This is a genomic window from Streptomyces gardneri (assembly GCF_006539185.1).
Lineage (GTDB): Bacteria > Actinomycetota > Actinomycetes > Streptomycetales > Streptomycetaceae > Streptomyces > Streptomyces gardneri.
The window spans coordinates 1-20,473 of the sequence record NZ_BJMN01000065.1; the positions used below are offsets into that span (position 1 = coordinate 1).

At 73.8% G+C, this 20,473-nt stretch carries 13 protein-coding genes; 9 read left to right on the forward strand and 4 right to left on the reverse strand.

The features are described from left to right. Positions 1 to 343 precede the first annotated feature (343 nt). The 3 genes from SGA01_RS36310 (at position 344) to SGA01_RS36325 (ending at position 6,830) form a co-directional block, all read left to right on the forward strand. Entirely contained in the window at positions 344 to 1,210 is an 867-nt protein-coding gene (locus tag SGA01_RS36310; RefSeq protein ID WP_141302266.1) for a GNAT family N-acetyltransferase, read from the forward strand. A gap of 526 nt (positions 1,211 to 1,736) precedes the next feature. Further along, positions 1,737 to 3,539 carry a S8 family serine peptidase gene (locus SGA01_RS36320; RefSeq protein WP_174867646.1) on the forward strand — a complete coding sequence of 601 codons (1,803 nt, stop codon included), beginning with the start codon at positions 1,737 to 1,739 and terminating at the stop codon, positions 3,537 to 3,539. A 225-nt stretch (positions 3,540 to 3,764) separates the two neighbouring features. Further along, complete coding sequence (locus SGA01_RS36325) at positions 3,765 to 6,830, forward strand: helix-turn-helix transcriptional regulator (protein ID WP_141302270.1); 3,066 nt, start codon at positions 3,765 to 3,767, stop codon at positions 6,828 to 6,830. On the opposite strand, the gene SGA01_RS36330 is transcribed toward SGA01_RS36325, so the two are convergent. Further along, positions 6,820 to 7,629: a caspase family protein gene (locus tag SGA01_RS36330; protein WP_141302271.1), complete on the reverse strand. Its 810-nt coding sequence runs from the start codon at positions 7,627 to 7,629 to the stop codon at positions 6,820 to 6,822. The genes SGA01_RS36325 and SGA01_RS36330 overlap by 11 nt on opposite strands. Positions 7,630 to 7,763: 134 nt before the next feature. On the opposite strand from SGA01_RS36330, the gene SGA01_RS36335 reads away from it, so the two are divergent. The 3 genes from SGA01_RS36335 (at position 7,764) to SGA01_RS36350 (ending at position 15,365) form a co-directional block, all read left to right on the forward strand. After that, positions 7,764 to 8,645 (forward strand): DNA/RNA non-specific endonuclease, encoded by an 882-nt coding sequence (locus SGA01_RS36335; RefSeq protein WP_141302273.1) that lies wholly within the window; start codon positions 7,764 to 7,766, stop codon positions 8,643 to 8,645. A 97-nt stretch (positions 8,646 to 8,742) separates the two neighbouring features. Then, on the forward strand, positions 8,743 to 14,274 hold the full coding sequence (locus tag SGA01_RS36340) for a trypsin-like peptidase domain-containing protein (protein WP_229917829.1): 5,532 nt from the start codon (positions 8,743 to 8,745) through the stop codon (positions 14,272 to 14,274). A gap of 2 nt (positions 14,275 to 14,276) precedes the next feature. Further along, the gene (locus tag SGA01_RS36350; RefSeq protein WP_141302275.1) at positions 14,277 to 15,365 is read left to right on the forward strand and encodes a trypsin-like serine peptidase; all 1,089 of its coding nucleotides are present in this window, start codon (positions 14,277 to 14,279) and stop codon (positions 15,363 to 15,365) included. Between the two features lie 8 nt (positions 15,366 to 15,373). Here the strand turns inward: SGA01_RS36350 and SGA01_RS36355 are convergent, their stop codons facing one another. Then, on the reverse strand, positions 15,374 to 16,027 hold the full coding sequence (locus SGA01_RS36355; RefSeq protein WP_141302277.1) for a maltokinase N-terminal cap-like domain-containing protein: 654 nt from the start codon (positions 16,025 to 16,027) through the stop codon (positions 15,374 to 15,376). 165 nt (positions 16,028 to 16,192) lie between these two features. Between SGA01_RS36355 and SGA01_RS36360 the strand changes: the two genes are divergently transcribed. Then, positions 16,193 to 17,458, forward strand: a complete 1,266-nt coding sequence (locus tag SGA01_RS36360) for a serine hydrolase domain-containing protein (protein WP_141302279.1) — start codon at positions 16,193 to 16,195, stop codon at positions 17,456 to 17,458. A 33-nt stretch (positions 17,459 to 17,491) separates the two neighbouring features. Here the strand turns inward: SGA01_RS36360 and SGA01_RS36365 are convergent, their stop codons facing one another. Next, positions 17,492 to 17,920 carry a nucleoside deaminase gene (locus tag SGA01_RS36365; protein WP_141302281.1) on the reverse strand — a complete coding sequence of 143 codons (429 nt, stop codon included), beginning with the start codon at positions 17,918 to 17,920 and terminating at the stop codon, positions 17,492 to 17,494. Positions 17,921 to 17,932: 12 nt separating this feature from the next. Continuing rightward, the gene (locus tag SGA01_RS36370; RefSeq protein WP_141302283.1) at positions 17,933 to 18,781 is read right to left on the reverse strand and encodes an LLM class flavin-dependent oxidoreductase; all 849 of its coding nucleotides are present in this window, start codon (positions 18,779 to 18,781) and stop codon (positions 17,933 to 17,935) included. Positions 18,782 to 18,875: 94 nt separating this feature from the next. On the opposite strand from SGA01_RS36370, the gene SGA01_RS36375 reads away from it, so the two are divergent. Continuing rightward, positions 18,876 to 19,349, forward strand: a complete 474-nt coding sequence (locus SGA01_RS36375; protein ID WP_141302285.1) for an Lrp/AsnC family transcriptional regulator — start codon at positions 18,876 to 18,878, stop codon at positions 19,347 to 19,349. Between the two features lie 202 nt (positions 19,350 to 19,551). Further along, positions 19,552 to 20,457 carry a hypothetical protein gene (locus SGA01_RS36380; protein WP_229917830.1) on the forward strand — a complete coding sequence of 302 codons (906 nt, stop codon included), beginning with the start codon at positions 19,552 to 19,554 and terminating at the stop codon, positions 20,455 to 20,457. Positions 20,458 to 20,473 lie beyond the last annotated feature (16 nt).

The window sequence follows — 20,473 nt, forward strand, 5'->3', positions numbered from 1 at the left end:
GGGGGCCCGGCGGGGGTCCGGCGGGGGTCCGGCGGGGGTCCGGCGGGGGTCCGGCGGGGGTCCGGCGGGGGTCCGGCGGGGGTCCGGCGGGGACCCGACAGGGTCCGGCGACGGGCTGGCAAGGGCCCGACGGGGGGCCCGGCGACGGCCCGGCAAGGACCCCACGAAGCCCCGGCGAGGGCTCACCGACCCTCGCGGCCGGAATCGATCGGCGCGTGCCGGAGCAGCCGTACGGCGGCACTATGCTCGCCCCGTCCTTCGCCCCCGCCACGCCCTCCCCCTCCTTCGCCCGCCCCTCGCCCGCCCCGGCGCTCGCCCGGCTCCGACCGTCTGAAGGAACCCCATGGCTCCCGCCTCCTCCGGCTCGCTGTCCGTCGCCCCCGCCACACCCGGGGACTGGGCGCTCGTGTGCTCCTGGGCGGCCGAGGAGGGGTGGAATCCCGGACTCTCCGACGTTCCCGCCTTCTTCGCCCAGGATCCGAACGGGTTCTTCCTCGGCCGCGTCGACGGGGAGCCGGTATCCGCCATCTCGGTCGTCAACTACAGCGACGCGTACGCCTTCCTCGGCTTCTACCTCGTCCGCCCCGGACTGCGCGGCCTCGGGCACGGCCTGGCCACCTGGCGGGCCGCGCTCGCCCACGCCGGCGACCGGTCCGTCGGGCTCGACGGGGTGCCGGCCCAGCAGGACAACTACCGGCGCTCCGGCTTCAGCACGGCGTACCGCACGGCGCGCTTCGTGGGCGAGGTCCCGGCGCCCGACCGTCCGGTCGCCGGAGTGGTGCCCGCCGAGCAGGTCGACCCGGCCGCCCTGGCCGCGTACGACAGCGCCTGCCACCACGCCGACCGGCCGCGTTTCCTCTCGACGTGGCTCACCACGCCCGGCCACCGCGCGCTGGTCCGGGTCGTCGACGGCCGGCCTGTCGGGTACGGGGTCGTCCGCCCCGCGCGGGACGAGGCGCGCGTCGGACCGCTGTTCGCCGACACCCCCGCGGACGCGGCGGCCCTGCTCGACGCGCTCGCCGCGCAGGCGCGGGACTTCGGCTCGGCGCGGATCGCCGTCGACATGCCGGAGTCGAACCCGGCGGCGGCGCGCCTGGCGCTGGAGCGGGGTCTGGAGCCGACGTTCGAGACGGCCCGGATGTACACGGGGCCGGTCCGGCCGGTGGCGCGGGAGCGGGTCTTCGGCGTCACGACGCTCGAACTGGGCTGACGGCCTCAAGGCCCGCTCGCGCCCGGATCCACGGGGCATCTCGCAGGGAGCGACCCGTCTTTCCCGGGCATCGCCGGCCGTCCCGGCGCGCGCGTCCCCCGACGGATCCCGCACCGCCGCCACCAGCCGAAACGCCGTGCCGCGGCGGGCCCTCCGCGCATCCGCCGTACGCCCGCCCCCGCCGGTCCCCTCACCCCCTCCCCCGGACCCCCCGCCGCCCGGTGAGGGGTGACAAGGGTTTTCCCCGTATCGGGTTCACTCCCCCGTTCCCTACTGTCCTCCGCACCGGCAGATATCATCCCCCGACCGCACTCTGACAGGTGCATGCGGAGGGTGGTGTCCGCCGGGGACGGCCTTGACCCGGGCCGTCGCGCCGGTGGCGGCGCACGGGCTTCCCCAAGCCCAGGGACCGACGGACAGCGACCCCACTTCGCGCCGTGTGTCCCGCGCCGCCGCCACTGCTCCGCAGTTACGTCGTACTCGAAAGGGCCACACCTTGAACGGTTCCAGGCGGAGAGTCATATCCGTGGTCGCGAGCGCCGCGATCCTCGGCGCCGCTGCCACCACCGGGGCGTTCGCCGCCGCCCCGGGCGCTGCCACCCCGAAGCCGGCTCCGGCTTCGCAGACGATGCGGGCGCTCCCCAGCGCCCCGGTCGAGAAGGTCATCGTCACCTACAAGAGCCAGGCCGCCGAGGCCGGTTCCAACACCGCCGCGAAGAGCGACACGGCCGAGAAGGCCGCGAAGACGGGCGAGAAGCTCGCCTTCGAGCGCCGCCTCGCCGGCGGTGGCGCCCTGGTCGACCTGGGCGACAGCGCCACCAAGCAGGACGTGACGGAGGTCATGGACGCGTTCCGCGCCGACCCGTCCGTCGCCTCGGTCGAGCCCGACATCCGCGCCTACGCGATGGCCGTCGCGCCGAACGACACCGACTACGCCAAGCAGTGGGACCTCTTCGAGCCCACCGGCGGCATGAACGTTCCTGCGGCCTGGGACAAGACCACGGGCTCCGGCGTCACCGTCGCGGTCATCGACACCGGCTACGCCGCCCACTCGGACCTGGCGACCAACGTCGTCTCCGGTTACGACTTCATCTCCACGTCCGCCGACGCCCGCGACGGCAACGGCCGTGACGCGGACCCGAAGGACGAGGGCGACTGGAACGCCACGGACGGCGAGTGCGGCACCGGCTCGCGCGCCTCCAACTCCTCCTGGCACGGCACCCACGTGGCCGGCACCATCGGCGCCGTCACGAACAACACCAAGGGCATCGCGGGCATCGCGTACAACGCGAAGATCCAGCCCGTGCGCGTCCTCGGCAAGTGCGGCGGCTCGTCCGCCGACATCGCCGACGCGATCACCTGGGCCTCCGGCGGCTCCGTGCCGGGCGTCCCGGCCAACGCGAACCCGGCGCGGGTCATCAACCTCAGCCTGGGCGGCGCCAGCGCCACCTGCCCGAGCGTCTACCAGACCGCGATCAACGGCGCCGTCTCGCGCGGCACCACCGTCGTCGTCGCCGCGGGCAACAGCAACGCCAACGCCTCCGGGTTCACTCCCGCGAACTGCTCGAACGTCATCAACGTGGCGTCGACCAGCCGTGAGGGCAACCGGTCGTACTACTCCAACTTCGGCACCATCGTCGACGTGGCCGCGCCCGGTGGCGAGACCCGCCGCGCCACCGACACGCCCGGCACCGTCACCACCCCCGAGAACGGCATCTACTCCACGCTGAACTCGGGCACGACGACCCAGTCGGCCGAGAACTACAAGCCCTACCAGGGCACCTCGATGGCCGCGCCGCACATCGCCGGCCTCGCCGCTCTGCTCAAGTCGGCGAAGAGCACCCTCACCCCGGCCGAGATCGAGACCGCGATCAAGGCCAACGCCCGTCCGCTTCCCGGCACCTGCACCGGCGGCTGCGGCACCGGCATCGCCGACACCGCGAAGACCGTGGACGCCGTCACCGGCACCACCACCCCGCCGACCGGCACCGTCTTCACGAACGCGACCGACGTCACGATCTCCGACAACACCACCGTGTCGTCCTCGATCGCCGTCACCGGCCGCACCGGCAACGCCCCCGCCGCCCTCAAGGTCGGCGTGGACATCAAGCACACCTGGCGCGGGGACCTGGTCATCGACCTGGTCGCCCCCGACGGCACGGTGCGCAACCTGAAGGCGTCCTCGTCCTCGGACAGCGCCGACAACGTCGTGGCGACCTACACGGTCGACGCGTCGAGCGAGGTCGCGAACGGCACCTGGAAGCTTCAGGTCCGTGACGTGGCCTCGGGTGACACCGGCTACATCGACTCGTGGAACCTCACCTTCTGATGTAGCGCGGATCCCCTTCCGAACCACCCCCCACATCAGCATTCTTGCTGGTCAGCGACGCGCTCGTGGTCTATACCACGGGCGCGTTCTGGCGTGTCGGGGCCGAACCCGCCGGGGACGCCTGTCCGTATGCCGGACAAGGGGCCTGGACTCCACGGTGGGGCTCCGTATTCTCTGCCCACGGGGCTCATGGCCGGGGGGCCCGAGCGCCGGAGGTGGTGGACAGTGACGACAGCACCGCACCGCCCCCTGCGCCCCGCCGGCGCGGGGGGAACACCGGCACCCGTGGGCCGCGAGGAACTCCTCGCCCGGCTGGAACGCGTCCTGCACGCTCGGGGCCGTGCACTCCTCACCGGACCCGCCGGCGTCGGCAAGACCGAGCTCGCGCTCGCCGAGGCCGCCCGCGCGGAGGCGCGCGGCGAGACCGTCCTGTGGCTCGCGACCCTGCCGTCCGACCGCGAGATACCCGGCGCCGCGGCCGCCGCGCTCGTCGCCTCCGTGGCGGCGACGGTGACGTGGCCGGGTCTCGGCAGTCCCGTACCCGAGCCGTCCCATCCATCCCATCCGTCCGATCCGTCCGATCGGGCCGACCCGTCCGATCCGTTCGCCGCCGCCCCGCACCGGGCCCGGGCGTCGTCGGCCGCCGGACCCTCCGCCGGCGCGGGACCGTCGCCCGCCGGACAGTTCGCGCCCGGCGTGCTCGCCTCCGGGGTCTTCGACGAACTGCCCGGCCCCCAGCGCACCGCCGTCGCCATGCTCTGCCGCGAGGCGCCCATCGACGCGGGCGGCTGGGACCCGATCGCCCTGCGCCTCGGCATCGCCCGGATCCTGCGCGCCCTCGCCGGCCGCGGCCCCGTCCTGCTCGTCGTCGACGGCGTGCAGTACATCGACGCGGACAGCGCCGACCTGCTCCGCTTCGCCCTCCATCTGGCCCCGCCCGCGCTGCGGGTGGTCGCCGTCGAGACGCCCGAGCCGTACGGCGGGGACCACGAGCCGTACGGAGAGAGCCACCGGGCGGCCTTCCGCCCCGAGGACCCGCACGCCACACACCTCTGGGTGCCCTCGGAGGCGGACGTCCTGCTCGTCCCCCCGCTGCACGCCGACGAGATCGCCGAACTCCTCATCCACCACCGTCTGCCCTCCCGGATGGCCGGCCGCATCCACCGGGCCAGCGGCGGCAATCCGCGGCTCGCGCTCGCCGTGGGCCGCTCCCTCGCCGACGCCCGCACCCCGGTCCACCACGCGGAGGCGCTCACCCTCTCCGGGCGCGCCCGTGACCTGGCCCGCCAGCTCCTGGGCGCCGCGCCCCTTCCCGTACGCGAGACGCTGCTGCTCGCGGCGCTGGCGCTGCGCCCCTCGGCGACCCTGGTGCGCCGGGCCGGCCGGCCCACCGGGGAGGCGGACCTGGCGGCGGCGGAGCGGGCCGGGCTGGTGTCGCTGGCCGAGGACGGCTCGGTGACGTTCACCGCCGGGCTGCTGCCCTCGACCCTGGTCCACGACGCCTGCTGGGCGGAGCGGAGCGCCGGACACGCGGCCCTCGCCGAGGTCGTCGACGACCCGGTGGAGGCCGTACGCCACCGGGCGCTGGCGACCGACAGCCCCGACGAGGACCTCGCCGCCGAGGTCGCCGCCGCCGCCGATCTGGCCCGGGGGCGCGGGAACAACGCGCTCGCCGCCGAACTGGCGCTGCTCGCGGCCGAGTCGACGCCGGGCCGGGACGGTACGCGGCGGATCGCCCGGCTCGTCGACGCCGCCGAGGAGGCCGCCCGCGCGGCGCGCGCCGACCTCGCGATGCGGGCCGCCACCGACCTCCTCGCCCGGGACGCGGCGCCCGCCGACCGGGTCAGGGCGCGCCTCGCCGTCCTCGACACGGCGGGCCAGGGGCTGACCGGGCTCGACGAGATGTACGTGCACGCCATGGAGGACTCCGAGGGGGACACCGCGCTGCGGGCCGCCGTGCAGCTGCGGCTCGCCGTCAAGTACGTCCTCGCGGACGGCGATCCGGAGCGCTCGCGGACGGCCGCCGCCGAATCGGCCGCGCTGGCCGCCTCGATGGGCGATCCGCGCACGGCCGCGCAGGCCCTGACCGTGCAGGCGCGGATGGAGCGGGCGCTCGGCTCGCCGGACACCGACGCCGTGCTCGCCCAGGCGCGGGCCCTGGAGCTGGCCGAGCGGCCGCTCGGCATCCGGAACGCCGCGCAGATCCTCACGATCCGTCACGCGCTCTTCGACGGGCGGCTGACGGACGCCCGTGACGAACTGGGCGCCCTCCTCCCGCTGGTGCAGCGGCGCGGCACGGTGGAGGACGCCATCGAGCTCCTCAGCACCCTCGCCGAGATCGAGTCCCGGCTCGGGCCGTGCGGCGCGGCCCTGGCGCATGCCGGGCAGTCGCTCGCCCTCACCCTGGAGGCGGGCCTCTCCCCCGGTCCCGCCTGGTACGCGCTGGCGCTCGCGGAGACCGCGGGCGGCAGCTTCGCGCGGGCCGCGAGCTACGCCCGCCGCAGCGTCCAGGCCTCGGAGGAGGAGGGCGACCGGGTCTTCCTCTCCCGCAGCCGGTACGCGCTCGGCCGGGTCCAGCTCGTCAACGGGGACGTGGCCGCCGCCCTGGAGACGCTCCGGCGCGTCCAGGCCGACGAGCGGGCCCAGTCGAACGTGGACCCGTCGATGCTGCGCTGGCACGAGGAACTGGCCGAGGCGCTGCTCGCCAACGACGCCGGCGACGAGGCACTCGCGGTCCTCGCCGAGGTGCGGCCGGTGGCGGAGCGGCTCGGCCGCGACACCGTCCTCCTCGGCTTCGACCGCGTGCACGCCCTCTGTCTCGCGGCCGAGGGGCGTACGGACGCGGCGGCCGAGCTGCTCACGGGGACGGCCGAGCGCTTCGGCCGCGCCGGGCTGCCGCTGGAGCGCGGCCGCGCGCTGATCGCGCTGGCGCGGGTGGAGCGCCGCAGACGGCGCAGGTCGGCGGCGCAGAGCGCCCTGCACGAGGCCGCCTCGGTGTTCGAGCGGGCCGGAGCGGCGCCGTGGCTGGCCCTGGCGGGCGAGACCCCGGCGGGCACGGCGGGCGAGGGCACCGGCGGCGGCTCGGGCGGCGAGGAGACGCTGCCCGCGCTCTCCACGCTCACGGAGGCGGAGCTGCGGCTCGCCCGGCTGGTGGGCCAGGGGGCCAGCAATCAGGAAGCGGCGGCGAAGCTGTACCTGAGCGTGAAGACGGTCGAGGCGCGGCTGACCCGGATCTACCAGAAGCTCGACGTCCGCTCGCGCGCCCAGCTGGCGACGGCGCTCAGACCGTGAACGGCCGCTGATTCACGAAGTCCCTGCCCGGCGAACCGGTCAGATGGAGGTTCGGGCTCTGGGTCGGGGGCAGTCTGCGCTGGATCGCCCGGTGGAAGGCCCGGTGGCCGCCCCGGAAGGCGCCCTCGTCCCACGCCTCCAGGAGGGCCGCGGTGAAGGCTCCGTTGACGTCGCCGTCGGACGCGGTCTGGTTGTCCTGGCAGGCCGAGACGAGGAGGGCGTCGGGGGCGGCCCCGTCGGCGGCGCCGTCCTCGGCGAGCGAACGCCGCAGCTGGTCCAGGAAGCCCCGGTCGCGCTCGTACAGCTGCCGCTGCTGCGGTTCGGGCAGGTAGCGGCCCCGGTCGCCGTCCGCGCCGCCGCCGGGGATCTCGATGCTGCTGCCGCTGTGGCAGCAGTCGAAGTACGCGACGATCCGTACGCCGTCGGCGAAGGCGCGGAAGGTCTGCTGCACCTCGTCGTCGAGGAACTGGCGGTCGTAGAGGACCAGGGTCTCGTCGAGGTCGTCCGGCTCGTCGTCCGTACCGGACTCGTCGGGCACCTGTCCGCCGTGGCCCGAATAGGTGAAAAGCAGGATGTCCCCGGCGCCGAGCCGGCCGGCGGCCTCGCCGAGGACGGAGGTGATGTTGGAGACGGTGCCGTCCGGGGTGAGCAGGACGGTGGTCTCGAAACCGGCGGTGCGGGCGATCCGCGCCATGTCGTGGGCGTCGTTCTCGCAGGCGACCAGGGTGCCCGCCCAGCCCTCGTACCGGGCGGGGTCGACCTCGTTGAGTCCGACGTGCAGGGAGAGTCCGGTGGCCATGGGGTGCCTCCTCGTGCGGAGGGAGGGATGTGTGAGGTGGGAGGGGATGCCGGGGGCGGTGGTCGGAGGCGGCTGATCGAGTGGCCTGCGGTCCGGCGCCGAGCGCGACACTCTCCGCGCGGTACTTACATCGTATGAACCCTTCCGACCCACCGCCCCCCGCCGGAGGCCCCCGTCGCGACGCGCTCGCCGACCGCGCCGGCTACGACGAGACCTTCCTGGGCCCCGCCGTACCGCTCCCGCTCCCGGTCCGCGACACGATCGCGACGGTGATCCTGCCGTACACGCACTTCTCGGTCGTCTTCCGGCCGGACCGACGGCTCGCCGCCGCGACCGCCGTCTGCATCGAAGGGCGGGAGCTCCAGGAGGACGTACCCCGGGACGACGTCTGGGAGTTCGACCCCCGGCTGCCCGAGGAGCAGCAGGCCGGCGACGCGGTCTATCGGAACAACAGTCTCGACCGCGGCCATCTGGTCCGCCGCCTGGACCCGGTCTGGGGACCGGCGGCCGTCGCGGCACGGGCCAATACCGACACCTTCCACTTCACCAACGCCGCCCCGCAGGCGGACGTCTTCAACCAGGGCAAGCAGCTCTGGCAGGGCCTGGAGAACTACCTCCTCGACCACGCCGCCGAGTTCGACCGGAAGCTGACCGTCCTCACGGGCCCGGTGCTCCAGGACTCCGACCCGCCCTACCGGGGGGTCCAGGTGCCGCTGCGCTTCTGGAAGGTGGCCGCCTTCCTCCAGGACGGAGCGCTCGCCGCCGCCGCGTACGTCCTCGACCAGAGCCCCGACCTGAGCCGGGACGCCGAGCGGGCGCTCGCGGGGGCGACGGCGGGCGCGCCGCCGCCGCTCGGTCCCTTCCGCACGTACCAGGTGCCCGTCGCGGACGTCGCGGAGATCACCGAGCTGGAGTTCGGGCCGCTGCCCGACGTGGACGTGCTGCCGCCGGCGCGCGGCCCCGAGGACCGCTGGCGACGCCTGGAGTCGTACGGCGACATCGTGCTGCACTCCTGATCACCGGGGGTGCCTCGGCGCCGCCACCAGCGATTGCGACCGGTACGGCCCGGTGAAACGATGAGAAGGACCAGCCAGTTCGCCGGACAGGTGCGCTATGCCGCTCACCGAGACGGAGTGGGGGCTCGTCGCCAGTTGGGTACGAGCCCATCTCCTGGACAAACCCGAGCCGCGGGACAGCCTGCTACGCGCGGGGCTCCCCGCCGACTTCGTCCAGGACCTGCCGCTCACCCCCGACCCCGACCGCAACGCCCTGCTCGTGGTCGGGGAGGCCCGCCGGGACATCGCCCATCAGCGCCGGCTGCTCGCGGTCCTCTCCGGGCTCGACGCGCTGGCCGCGATCGACGATCCGCACGCCTTCGAGCAGGGCGCGGAGGCCCGGAACCTCCTCACCCGGCTCCGGGAGGACGAGCGCCTCGACCGCTCCCCGCGGGATCCGTTCGACAGCATGCTGCTGAAGCACGGCACCGAGGCCTTCCTCGGCCGCTCGGAGCTGCGCGAGAAGCTCCGGGGCTTCCTGGCCGACCCGGAGCAGACGGTCCTGGTCGTCGACGGTCCCCCGGACAGCGGCCGGTCCTACACGTACGAGTTCATCCGGCACCTCGGCCAGCACTACGGCTTCCGGCCGGTACGGGTCACGCTCTCCCGTACGTCGACGGCGGCGCGGCTCATGGAGCGCCTGGCCGCCTTCGTCGCGGGCCCCGGAGCCGACGAAGTCTCGTTGAACCCGACACGGTTGAACGATCCACTGCCGTCCTTCGAGGACGCCGCGCACCGGATCGTCGGCCGGGCGACCGCCGCCCCGGAGAGCTTCTGGATCGTCCTCGACGACTGCGACCGGCTCGACCCCAACTCGGACGTGTGGGACTGCGTCGGCGTCCTCGCCCGGGCGGTCTACGAGCACACGCCGGTACGGAAGCAGACCGTGCCCCGCCTCGTCCTCCTCGGCTACTCAACCGCGATGCGCCAACTCCCGTACGAGATCCGCAAGAACGAGTGCCGTGACACCACGCGTCTGCTGGACGAGGAGGATCTCCGGGCGTTCTTCCGGGAGTTCTTCGGCGAGTTCACCGCCGTGCACCGGGACGCGGAGGACGAAGAGGTGGTCCACGACCTCACCGAGACGGCCGTCTCCGAGGTCCTGCGCGCCGTCGACCGCCCCGACGCGGAGGACAGTTACATGCGCCGGCTGTGCACGGCCGTGGAGGACGTCGTACGGCTCCACCGGGCGTTCGCCCCGCTGCCCCCCTCGCCCGGGGAAGCCGGACACCAGCTGCGCGACGCCCTGCGGACAAGCCTCGCGGCACCCACCCCGGCCCTGCCCGACCTGCGCAGGTCCTACCGCGAAGCAGCCTGCCTCCTCCAGGAGTTCGACCCCGCACTGCTGCGGCTCCCCGACGAGGTGCGCTCCACCGGCCGGGCGGTCCTGGAGCTCGTCGACGACTGCGCGGCGCTGCCCTCCCCCGAGGCCACGGTCTGGACGCTGAAGCCCGAGATCCGCGAGACGGCCCTCGCGGGCCTCGCCGGACCCGGCGCCGCGCTGCGCGCCCTGCGGACCAACATCGGCCTGCGCCCCGAGGGCCACGGCCCCGAGCGCACGGCCCTCGCCCTGCTCACGGGCGCCGCGCCCCACGAGGGCGCCGGACCACGCGAGGGCGCCGGCCCGGCGACGGGCGCCGGCACCGTCACCGGCAGGCCGGACGCCGACGAGCTCTGCGACACCCTCCAGGCCGTCCTCTGGCTCAGCCGCATACCCGGTGTCACGGGGCTCCCTCCCGTCGAGGAGGTCCAGCAGCGCCTGGAGGAGGCCCGGCTGCTCCAGCCGATGTACCGGCTCCTCCGGGGGACCTTCCACGGCCGCGCCGCCGAGCTCGACTCCCTGCACGCCTATCTCGCGCTTCCCGAGGAGCCGGCGGAGCCCCCCGTCCTCATCCACGGCGTGGGAGGCATCGGCAAGAGCATGCTGCTCGCCAGGTTCCTCGTCGACGCGCTGGACGACGCTCCCACCCGATTCCCCTTCGCCTACCTCGACTTCGAGCGTCCGACGCTCTCCATCCACGAACCCGCCACCGTGATCGCTGAGACGGCGCGCCAGCTCGGCATCCAGTACCCCGGGCACCGCGCCGCCTTCGACGCCCTCGCCGACGAGTGCGAGCGGACGGCGGCGGTGCAGCGCGGCGAGCGCAACGAACTGGACGAGCTCTACCAGCTCTCCACCACGCGGGCGACGATCGGCCGTGACTACTCGGCGGACTTCCACGCCCGGGCCAGCGCCCGTGAGCAGGAGCTCGCCCGCAGGATCGCGGCTCTCGTCGCCGATGCCGTCCGGCCCCCGGACGGGGCGGCCGCGGCCCCGCCCTTCCTGATCGTCATGGACTCCTTCGAGGAGGCCCAGTACCGGGGTTCGCCGGTGATGGGCCGCATGTGGGCGATCTGGACGGCGCTGCGCGCCGCCTACTCGCGCCTGCGCTTCGTCGTCGCCGGGCGCGCCCCCGTCGACCACCCGGCACGCGTCCTCACCCCCCGGACGATGGAGCTCAACGAGCTGGACCAACAGGCCTCCGTGGAGCTCCTGATGTCGTCCGGAGTGGAGGACGAGGCGGTCGCCGAGAGCCTCGTGGACCGGATCGGCGGCCACCCACTGAGCCTGAAACTGGCGGCCCGTACGGCGGTCGCCCTGGGCGGCGACTCCGCCTCCCTCGGCGAGCTGCTGCGCGGACTGCCGTACCGGCGCCGCTACTTCGACCGCCGGGTCGACCAGATGCTCATCCAGGGCACGCTGTACGACCGCATCCTCAAGCACATCGCGGAGGAGGACGTCCGCGCCCTGGTCCAGGCGGGGCTCGCGCTCCGCTTCATCACCCCCGACCTGGTGCGGCAGGTCCTCGCCGGACCGGCCGGGCTCCGGGTCGACACCCCGGCGGAGGCCCGCCGCCTCTACGGGCTGCTCACCTCCCGGGTCGACCTCATGGAGTCGTCCGGCCCCGAGGCCATCCGGCACCGGACCGACCTGCGGGCCATCATGCTCCGCCTCTCGGACCGTGCGCGCACCGACCTGATGCGGGCCGTGGACCGGAGCGCCGTCGCGTACTACGCGGCCCGCGAGGGGCCGAGGGACCGCGCCGAGGAGATCTACCACCGGCTCAGGCTCGGCGAGAACCCCCGTACGGTGGAGGCGCGTTGGGAGAAGGGAGTCAGCTCCTACCTGGGCGGCTCGACCCACCGCGAGATGCCGGACCGGTCGGCGGCCTTCCTCCTCGGCCTGATCGGCGGCCACGTCCCCGACCAGATCATGACGGAGGCCGAGCAGGAGGACTGGGAGCGGATCGCCGCGCGCGAGGTCGAGGACCTGCTCACCCAGGGTTACGTGGAGGCGGCGGCGCAGCGGCTGTCCGAGCGGCGGCCGTGGACGCCGTGCGGCAAGCTCCACGCGCTGCTCGCGGAGACCCTCGCCCGCTCGGGGCGGAGCGCGGAGGCCCGCGAGGGCGTCGAGCGGGCCGTGGTCGGGGCGGCGGAGGCGGGCTGCGCGGAGACCCAGCTCGAACTGCTCCAGCTGTCGGCGCGGCTCGCGCAGGACGCGGGCGACTTCACCGACGCGGACCGGGACCTCCAGGAGGCCGAGGAGATCGCCGCCGGTCTCGGCCTGCGGTACGAGTCGCTGGGCGTCCTGGTCGCCCGGTCCCGGCTCGCGGCCCTCGCGGAAGGCGACGCCGCTCCGGCGGAGGCGCGGCTCGCCCGGACGCTGCGCGGGATGCCCGACGCGGAGCTGGCCCGGCAGCCGTCCCTCGCCCGCACGGCGGCGGCGACGGCCTACCGGGCCGACCCCCAGCTCCTGGAGCACACCCTGCGGCTCGTGGGGCTCCCCGCGGACGAGGACGCGGTCGTGGGCGAGCTCGCCCACTGGATCGACACGACGATGACCGCCGAGCCCCGGCTGCGCGAGCCCCTGACCCGCATCCTGGACACGGCGGCCGGCGAACCGCCGGACGTCGCACCGGCGACGGCCAGGCCCCGCATGGGTCACGACCGGATCGAGCAGGCGCTGCGGGAGGCACGGCGGCGCGGGACGCTGGACAGCGTCGCCCGCCAGGCGCTCACGCTCCGCGACGGCAGCGGGGACCTGCTCCTCGGGGTCGCCTCCGCCATGGACGCCGGCCCGGCCCCGCACAGCCCCGCCACGCCCAGCCCCGCCCCGCCCAGCCTGGCCCCGCACGACCCGGGCGCGCTGGACCAGGGCACGCACGACCCGGGCATGTACGACCCCACGGCCCCCGCCCGCACACCGCCCGCCTCACCCTCGTCCCCTCCCGGCCAGTCCCCCTCTCCCCCGACCCTTCACCCTCACCCCCTCCCCGATTCCGCGACGGGCTCCTGGGCGACACCCCGCATGGCCGGCCGCCCCCGGCACGGGAGCCCCGGACTGTGGACGCAGCCGCCGCCCGACGCCGCCGGGGCCGCGCTCCGCAAGGAGCCCTTCCTGCCCCAGGCGGAGCTCGTCCGGGTCCGCAACGCCGCGATGGAGGCGGGACTCGCCGACCGCGCGCTGCGCCCCGCCCTGCTCAAGGGCATCCCGGCGCACTTCACGGCCACTCTCCAGCCCCTCAGCGACCCGCTGGAGCAGGCCCATGCCGACCTGAACGCGATGAACCAGGTCGAGCGCCTCATCGACGGACTCGTGCCTCTGGAGATCTGGCTGCACAACGCCATCGAGCAGACCCGTGAGCAGGGCCCGCGCGCCGTCCTCCAGGGGGCGCTCGACACCGTGGCCCGGGAGATCACCGGCGAGGCGGCCATGCCGGCGGACATGATGCCCGGGGAGTTCAAGGAGGAGATCGTCCTCCAGGACGACACCGTGCCGTACGAGTTCCTCCACGGCGGCATCCGGGCCGGCGCCTCCGTCGCCCTGCTGAGGATCCCGCCGTACGAGTCGGGGTCACCGCTCCTCCCGTCGTACCCGCACGGCGGCACGGGGTGGATGGTCGCTCCCGGACTGCTGATCACCAACCACCATGTGGTGATGGCGCGTTCGTGGGAGTCGGGCGTCCGGCCGTTCGTGAGCGACGACGACCTGCGGCTCCAGGCGCTGATGTCCCGCTCCCGCTTCGACTTCGTCGTGAACGCGACGGCCTCGCCCGAGGTGACCGTCGGTGAACTGGCCGCCTGGGACGAGGCGCTCGACTACGCCATCGTGCGGCTCGCCACCGAGCAGGCACCGCGGCCGACGCTCAAGGTCGCCACCCGGCCGTTGCTCGTCCGGGAGCGCCAGCGCGTCCCGGTCAACATCATCCAGCACCCGGGGGGCCTGCCGAAGCGGGTCGCCCTGCGCAACAACCTGGTCTACCGGGCGGACGAGCGGGACATCCTCTACTTCACCGACACGCGCGGCGGCTCGTCCGGCTCACCCGTCTGTCTGGACGACTGGACGGTGGTGGGACTGCACCGGGGCACGCAGAAGGTGGACGAGGTCGAATTCCAGGGCGGGAAGACGAAGTTCGTGAACGTCGGCACCCAGATGAGCAGCATCATGACCCATCTGCGGGAGTCCCGACCGGAGTTGTACGACGAGATCGTGGCCGGCCAATCGGGGCGGCCCGCCCCGGGCGGACGCACGGGCAGCGGAGGTGAGTGACCATGGCGAACGGAGCACGGAACGGGTCGCCGGTCGCGACCGGCGCCGAGCAGATCTTCGGTGACCTACGGGCGGTCGCCGACCGCGTCCGGGCGGATCTGGAGGCGGAGATCGCCGAGTCCTCGCTCGAACTGCCCGCCGTCGTGGCGCCCGCGGCCGAGATCTCCCGCTTCGCCCGCGAGGAGCGGGCGCGGGTCCTGGAGGCCGGGGTCAGCGGCCTGGAGAAGCTGGCGGCGCACCGCGCGGACGAGATCGACGAGGACGAGGCCTTCGGCGTGGAGGCGATCGTCCTCCTCCAGGGCCGCCCCGCGATCCTGGTCCAGCGCCAGGACTTCGCCTCGCAGCGGGACGAGTGGGCGGTCCTCAACGGTCAACGGGCCGCCATCAAGGAGTCCTTGGCCCGGGTGGGCCGGGTCGAGGTGACCGGCCACCCCAGCCTGGACTGGATCGGCACGGCGTTCCTCGTCGGACCGCGCACGGTGATGACGAACCGTCATGTCGCAGCGGAGTTCAGCCGGTTCGAGGCGGACCGTGACCGCTGGACGTTCGAGTTCGGCATGTCCGCGCGGGTGGACCCGGCGGAGGAGCTGCCCGTGGACGGCGACGACCCGGCCGCCGCTCCGCCCTCGGTCACGTACGAGATCACGGAGGTCATCGGCATCCACCCGGATGTCGACATGGCCCTGTTGCGGATAGAGCCCGCGGCCTCCGACGGGCTGCCCACCCCGCTCGCGGTGGCCGCGGACGCCCCCGCGAGCCTGCCGGGCCGCCCGGTGTACGTGGTCGGCTACCCGGCGTGGGACGGCCGGCGCAACGAGCCCGAGTCGATGCGCCGGATCTTCGTGGACGTGTACAACGTGAAGCGTCTCCAGCCGGGCGCGGCCACCGAGTTCACTCCCGGCAGCCTGGTGATGAAGCACGACTGCTCGACGCTGGGCGGCAACAGCGGCTCCCCGGTGTTCGACCTCACCGACCACCGCGTCCTCGGTCTGCACTTCGGCGGCCGCTACCGCAGCGGGAACCTCGCGGTCCCGCTGTGGGAGCTGGTCGACGACCCGCTGCTCGCCAAGGCCGAGGTCAACTGGGTCTGAGGAGCGCCCTACGCCGTGACGTACGTGCCGCGGGCGGTGCTCCCGTCCGGCAGCGTCCACTCGGCGGTGATCCGGCCGCTCCCCGGGACGCCGTCGTCTTCGGCGGACCGCAGGACGCGCCGTACACGCAGCGTCAGTTCCTCGGGCGCACCGGCCGGACGCACCACCACGGCGGTGTGGTCGGCCCCGTCCACGACCCGTACGAACTCGGCGCCGGCCGCGGCCGCGCCCCCGGCCGGGGCGATGGCGGAGACCGTCGGGTCCGGCGTGTCGTCCACGGACTGGTGCTGCGCCACCGCGTTCCCCCACAGCAGGGCGTACACCTCCCCCGCGAGGACGGGGTCGTGGACGCCGTCGTAGATCCAGCGCGTGCCCAGGACCCCGTGCTCGGTCGTGCCGATGAGGGCGTGGTCGGCACCCTCCAGCGGAGCTCCCCGGTAGGTCATGGGCACCAGATAGGCGGCGGCGCCCTCCTCCGTGCCGTCGGTCACCACCATGAACTCGATCCCCACCTCGCCGGCCGGGTCGTCGAGCCGGAAGCCTCCCGCCTTGGCCGGGCTCGGCCCGCCCTCCCGACCGGTGTACCAGTCACGGGTGGGCAGCCACGAGGCGAGCAGCTCCAGCTTGGTGGGCTGCAAGGTGGTGTGGTGGATGACGGCCATCGTGCGACTCTTCCTCTCGACCGGGGCCCGGGGCACGAGGTCCCCGTTCCGGAGCACCTGGGCTTTTCGGAACCTAACAGACCGCTCGCGGCCACCGTGCGGGCCCGCGCCGCCGGACCTAGCCTGGAGAGTGGTGTGCTGTCCCCGGCCGGCAGGAGGCCCGCCGTGACGTACTCATTCGGCCGTCGGCGGCGCGTGTGCGCCGGTCTCGCGGCGCTCGGGATCCTGGCCGCCCCGGTGGGCGCGGGCACCGCCGTCGCCACCGAGCCACCGGGCCCCGCCGCGTTCACGACGTCCTCCGCGCCCGCCTCTCCGCCGGCTTCCCCGGCGGAGACGGAGTTCCCGGAGCTCACCCCGGCCGTGGCGGCCGAGCTGGACAAGGCGATCCGGGACGTCATGCGGGACGCGGACGTCCCGGGCGTGACGGTCGCCCTTTCGGCACCGGACAAGGGCACGTACATCCGGGCCTTCGGCGAGGCGGACACCGCGACCGGCGCGGCCATGAGCCCGAGTCTCTACATGCGGATCGGCAGCGAGACCAAGACGTTCACGGTGACCGCCGTGCTCGAACTGGTCGACGACGGCAAGGTCGGCCTGGACGACCCGATCTCCGACTACGTCGACGGCGTGCCGAACGGCGAGAAGATCACCCTGCGCGAGCTCGCGGGCATGCGCAGCGGGCTGTTCAACTACACGGCGGACGAGGACTTCTTCAAGGCCCTGACCTCGAATCCCGAACGTCAGTTCACGCCCCAGCAGTTGCTGGACTACGCGTTCGCGCACCCGGTGGAGTTCCCGCCGGGCGAGGAGTTCCAGTACTCCAACACGAACACGGTCCTGCTCGGTCTCGTCGTGGAGAAGGTCGGGGGCATGCCCCTGCACGACTTCATCCGGAAGAACGTCGTGGAACCCGCGGGCCTGCGGCACACCAGCTTCCCGACGGACGCCGCCTTCCCCCGCCCGCACGCCCACGGCTACACCGAGCAGACCGCTTCGGGCCAGGTCGAGGACGCCACCGACTGGAACCCGTCCTGGGGCTGGGCGGCCGGCGCGATGATCTCGAACCTCCAGGACATGCGCTCCTGGGCCAGGACCGTCGCCACGGGCACGCTCCTCACCCCGGAGACCCAGGCCGAACGCCTCAAGATCCCCCCGGGCTCCCCCGACGGCTCGGGCTACGGGCTGGGCATCTTCAATATCCAGGGCTGGATCGGCCACAACGGCTCCCTGCCGGGATACCAGTCGCTGACGATCTACCTGCCGGAGGCCGAGGCGACCCTCGCCGTCCTGCTGAACACCGACATCACCCAGGACGGCACGGCCCCCAGCACCCTCTTCGGGAAGGCGATCACCACCATCGTGACCCCGGACCACATCTACGACCTCCCGGCCCCGCCGCCGGAAACCCCGTCGGGCCCGAACTACCACTGACGGCCCGGGCGGTCAGCGGTCAGCGGTCAGCGGTCAGCGGTAGTACCCCTCGACGACGGCCCGCACCTCGTCGAGCAGAGCGGGGCCGTCATGCGGTACGGGCGGCTTGCCGCTGCCCGGCCTGATGTCCAGGAGCTGCGCGCCGGACAGGGCGAAGACCACCCGCCGCAGCCCCGCAAGACGGATGACGGGCGCGCACATCCCGCAGGGCTCGCAGCTGGTGTACATCGTGGTCTCCGCCGCCGTGGCCGCGTCCAGCTCCCTCGCGGCCCAGCGCGCCAGCTTCAGTTCCGGATGTGCGGTGATGTCCCGGTCGGTAAGGGTGGTGTTGTACTCCTCCGCCAGCACCGTCCCGTCCGGTGCCGCGAGCAGCGAGCCGAAGGGCGGGTCACCGCCCTCCTTCGCCTTGGCCGCGAGCGCGATGGCCCTGCGGAGGAGGGTGTGGTCGTCGTGCGTGATCACGAGAGGCTCCGTTCAGTCGTGGGTCAAGGAGAGGTGCGCGGCCACGGCGGCGAGCGTCTGCCAGGCCTTCTCCGGTCGGCGTGTCTCGTCCGGGTCCCCGCCGTACGGGTCGAGGACGACGGACTCGGCGCCCAGCAGCCGCAGTTGGTCGAGGTCGTCCAGGATCTGGTCGATCGTGCCCTGCCCCGCGGGCCGGTCCGCTCCGGTGCTCGGTGAGTCGGTGACCTGGAGTGCGATCCGGGGAGCCAGCGCCGGCACGGGGAGCCGCTGCTCCTCCGCGGCGGCCTTCAGCCGTTCGGCGCCCTCACGCAGCCACGGCAGGGTGCAGCGCAGCGGATGCCACGCGTCCCCGAGCCGTACGGCGCGGCGCAGCCCCGCGTCGCTGTTGCCGCCGACCCACACCGGAATCCTCCGCTCCCCGTAGTCCGCGGTGTTCGCCCACGCGTCCCGGATGCCCCGCAGGTGCTCGTCGGTCAGCCGGCCGCGGCGCTCGAAGGGGATACCGAGGGCGGCGAACTCCTCTCGCGCCCAGCCCACTCCCACGCCGAGGACCAGTCGTCCGCCGCTGAGCTGATCGAGGTTGGCCGCCATCCGGGCGGTCAGCAGCGGGTGCCGGTAGGGCGCGATGAGCACGGTCGTGCCGAGCCGGACGCGGGTGGTGAGGCCGGCCAGCCAGGAGAGGGTGGTGAACGGCTCGTAGAAGGGTGCCGGATAGCGCTCGGCGACGTCGGGTGTGACGGCGATGTGGTCCGAGACCATCAGGAGGTCGAAACCCAGGCCTTCCACGGTCCGGGCCCAGTTCCGCAGGACGCCGGGGTCGGTTCCGGGCCCGAAATTGAGGATGTTGACTCCGATCTTCACGAGGACGAGGCTAGCCAGGCGGCAGGGGCCCGCAGAAGGGATTCCCGCCTGTTCGGAGGCCCTTCGGCCGTGGATCCGCCGGTAATCTGACCCGATGACCGAGAGCCTCGACGCGACGGACTGGGCGATCCTGACGGAGGTCCAGAAGGACGGCCGGATCGCGTACACGGAGTTGGCGCGCCGGGTGAACCTGAGCGCGTCGGCGACCAAGGAGCGGGTGCGGCGCCTGGAGGCCGCCGAGGTGATCACGGGGTTCCGGGCGGAGGTGGACCTGGAGCGGACCGGATACCCCGTGCTCGCGGTGGTCCGGCTGAAGTACCCGGGGACGCGGCACGAGCCGTTGCGCCGGCTGCTCGCCGAGCGCGCCGAGTACCTGGAGTGTCTGCGTACCACCGGGGACGACTGCTACGTCCTGAAGGTGGCGGCCACGTCGATGTCCCATCTGGAGGAGCTCGTCGACGCACTGGCCGTGTTCGGGAGTACGACCACGAACCTCGTCCTCAGCCGGACGCTGCCCTTCCGGGGACCGGCCGAGCCTCGGGCCGCCGACGCGCGTCCGACCCGGTGAGGGGCCGCCGGAGGCGTGGGGCGCGGAGGGGGCGCGCGACAGGGCGTACGCGCCCCCCATGTCCGACCGCGAGCTCCGGCGAACGGGGCAACGGACACTGGGGGCGCCCCGATCAAGATCAATAGCCTCACGTCCGGCGCGTATTCTCGCGTCTGCCGGACAGAGAGCTGACGATCCTGTGAAACTTCCGATGCTGCGGCGCATGGCCTGGTTCACCGCGGCGACCGCACTGCTGACGGCACTCGGCTCCGGACCGGCGGGCGCCGCCGACGAGTGGCAGAAGGTCGGCGACGACGCCCGCAGCGGTGTCAGCGGTCTCGCGTACGAGGGCCGTACCGAGGACGGGACCGCAGTGCAGGCCCTGGCCGTGCACGACAACAAGCGGTCCGGTCAGCGGCGCCTGTCCCGGATCACCGACCGGGGAGGCTCCACCACCGTCACCCCGCTCACCTGGGACGGGCCCGAGCCCGTCGACCTGGAGGCCGTCGAGGCCATCCCGGGGATGCCGGGCGAGTACCTGGCGCTCACCAGCCGCGGCATCCTCTACCGCCTGAAGGTCGCCGGCGCCACGGCGACGGTCGTCGACTACACGCCGATGCCGGCGATCGGCGAGGGCGACGACTTCGAGAGCTTCGCGGTCGTCGCGCAGAACGGGAAGCTCGCCGCCGTGTGGGCGGACCGCGGCGCCGGCCCCGACCGTCCCGCCACCCTGTACGCCGCGCCCCTGACGTTCGCCGCCTGGGGGCAGCCGCTGTTCGGCGCGGTGACGCAGCGGCCCTACCGGTCGGCGTACCCGGTCGACACCGGGACGCGCCACATCTCCGACATCACGGTGACCGCCACCGGCCGACTCGTCGTGGGTTCGGCGGCGGACGCCGGTGACGACGGCCCGTTCGACTCCGCGGTGAGCGAGGCCGGTCGCGTGACGATCTCGTCGGCGGGCCGGGTGAGGGTCTCGCTCGCGGCCTCCCCGACCGTGCTCGGGACGTTCCCCGGATACAAGATCGAGGCGGTGGAGTGCCTGCCCGACTCCGCGGACACCCTGCTGGGCACCGACGACGAGAACCTCGGCGGCTACGTGCGGACCGCGTCCTACTGCGGCTCCTGAGCCCATGACCTCGTGA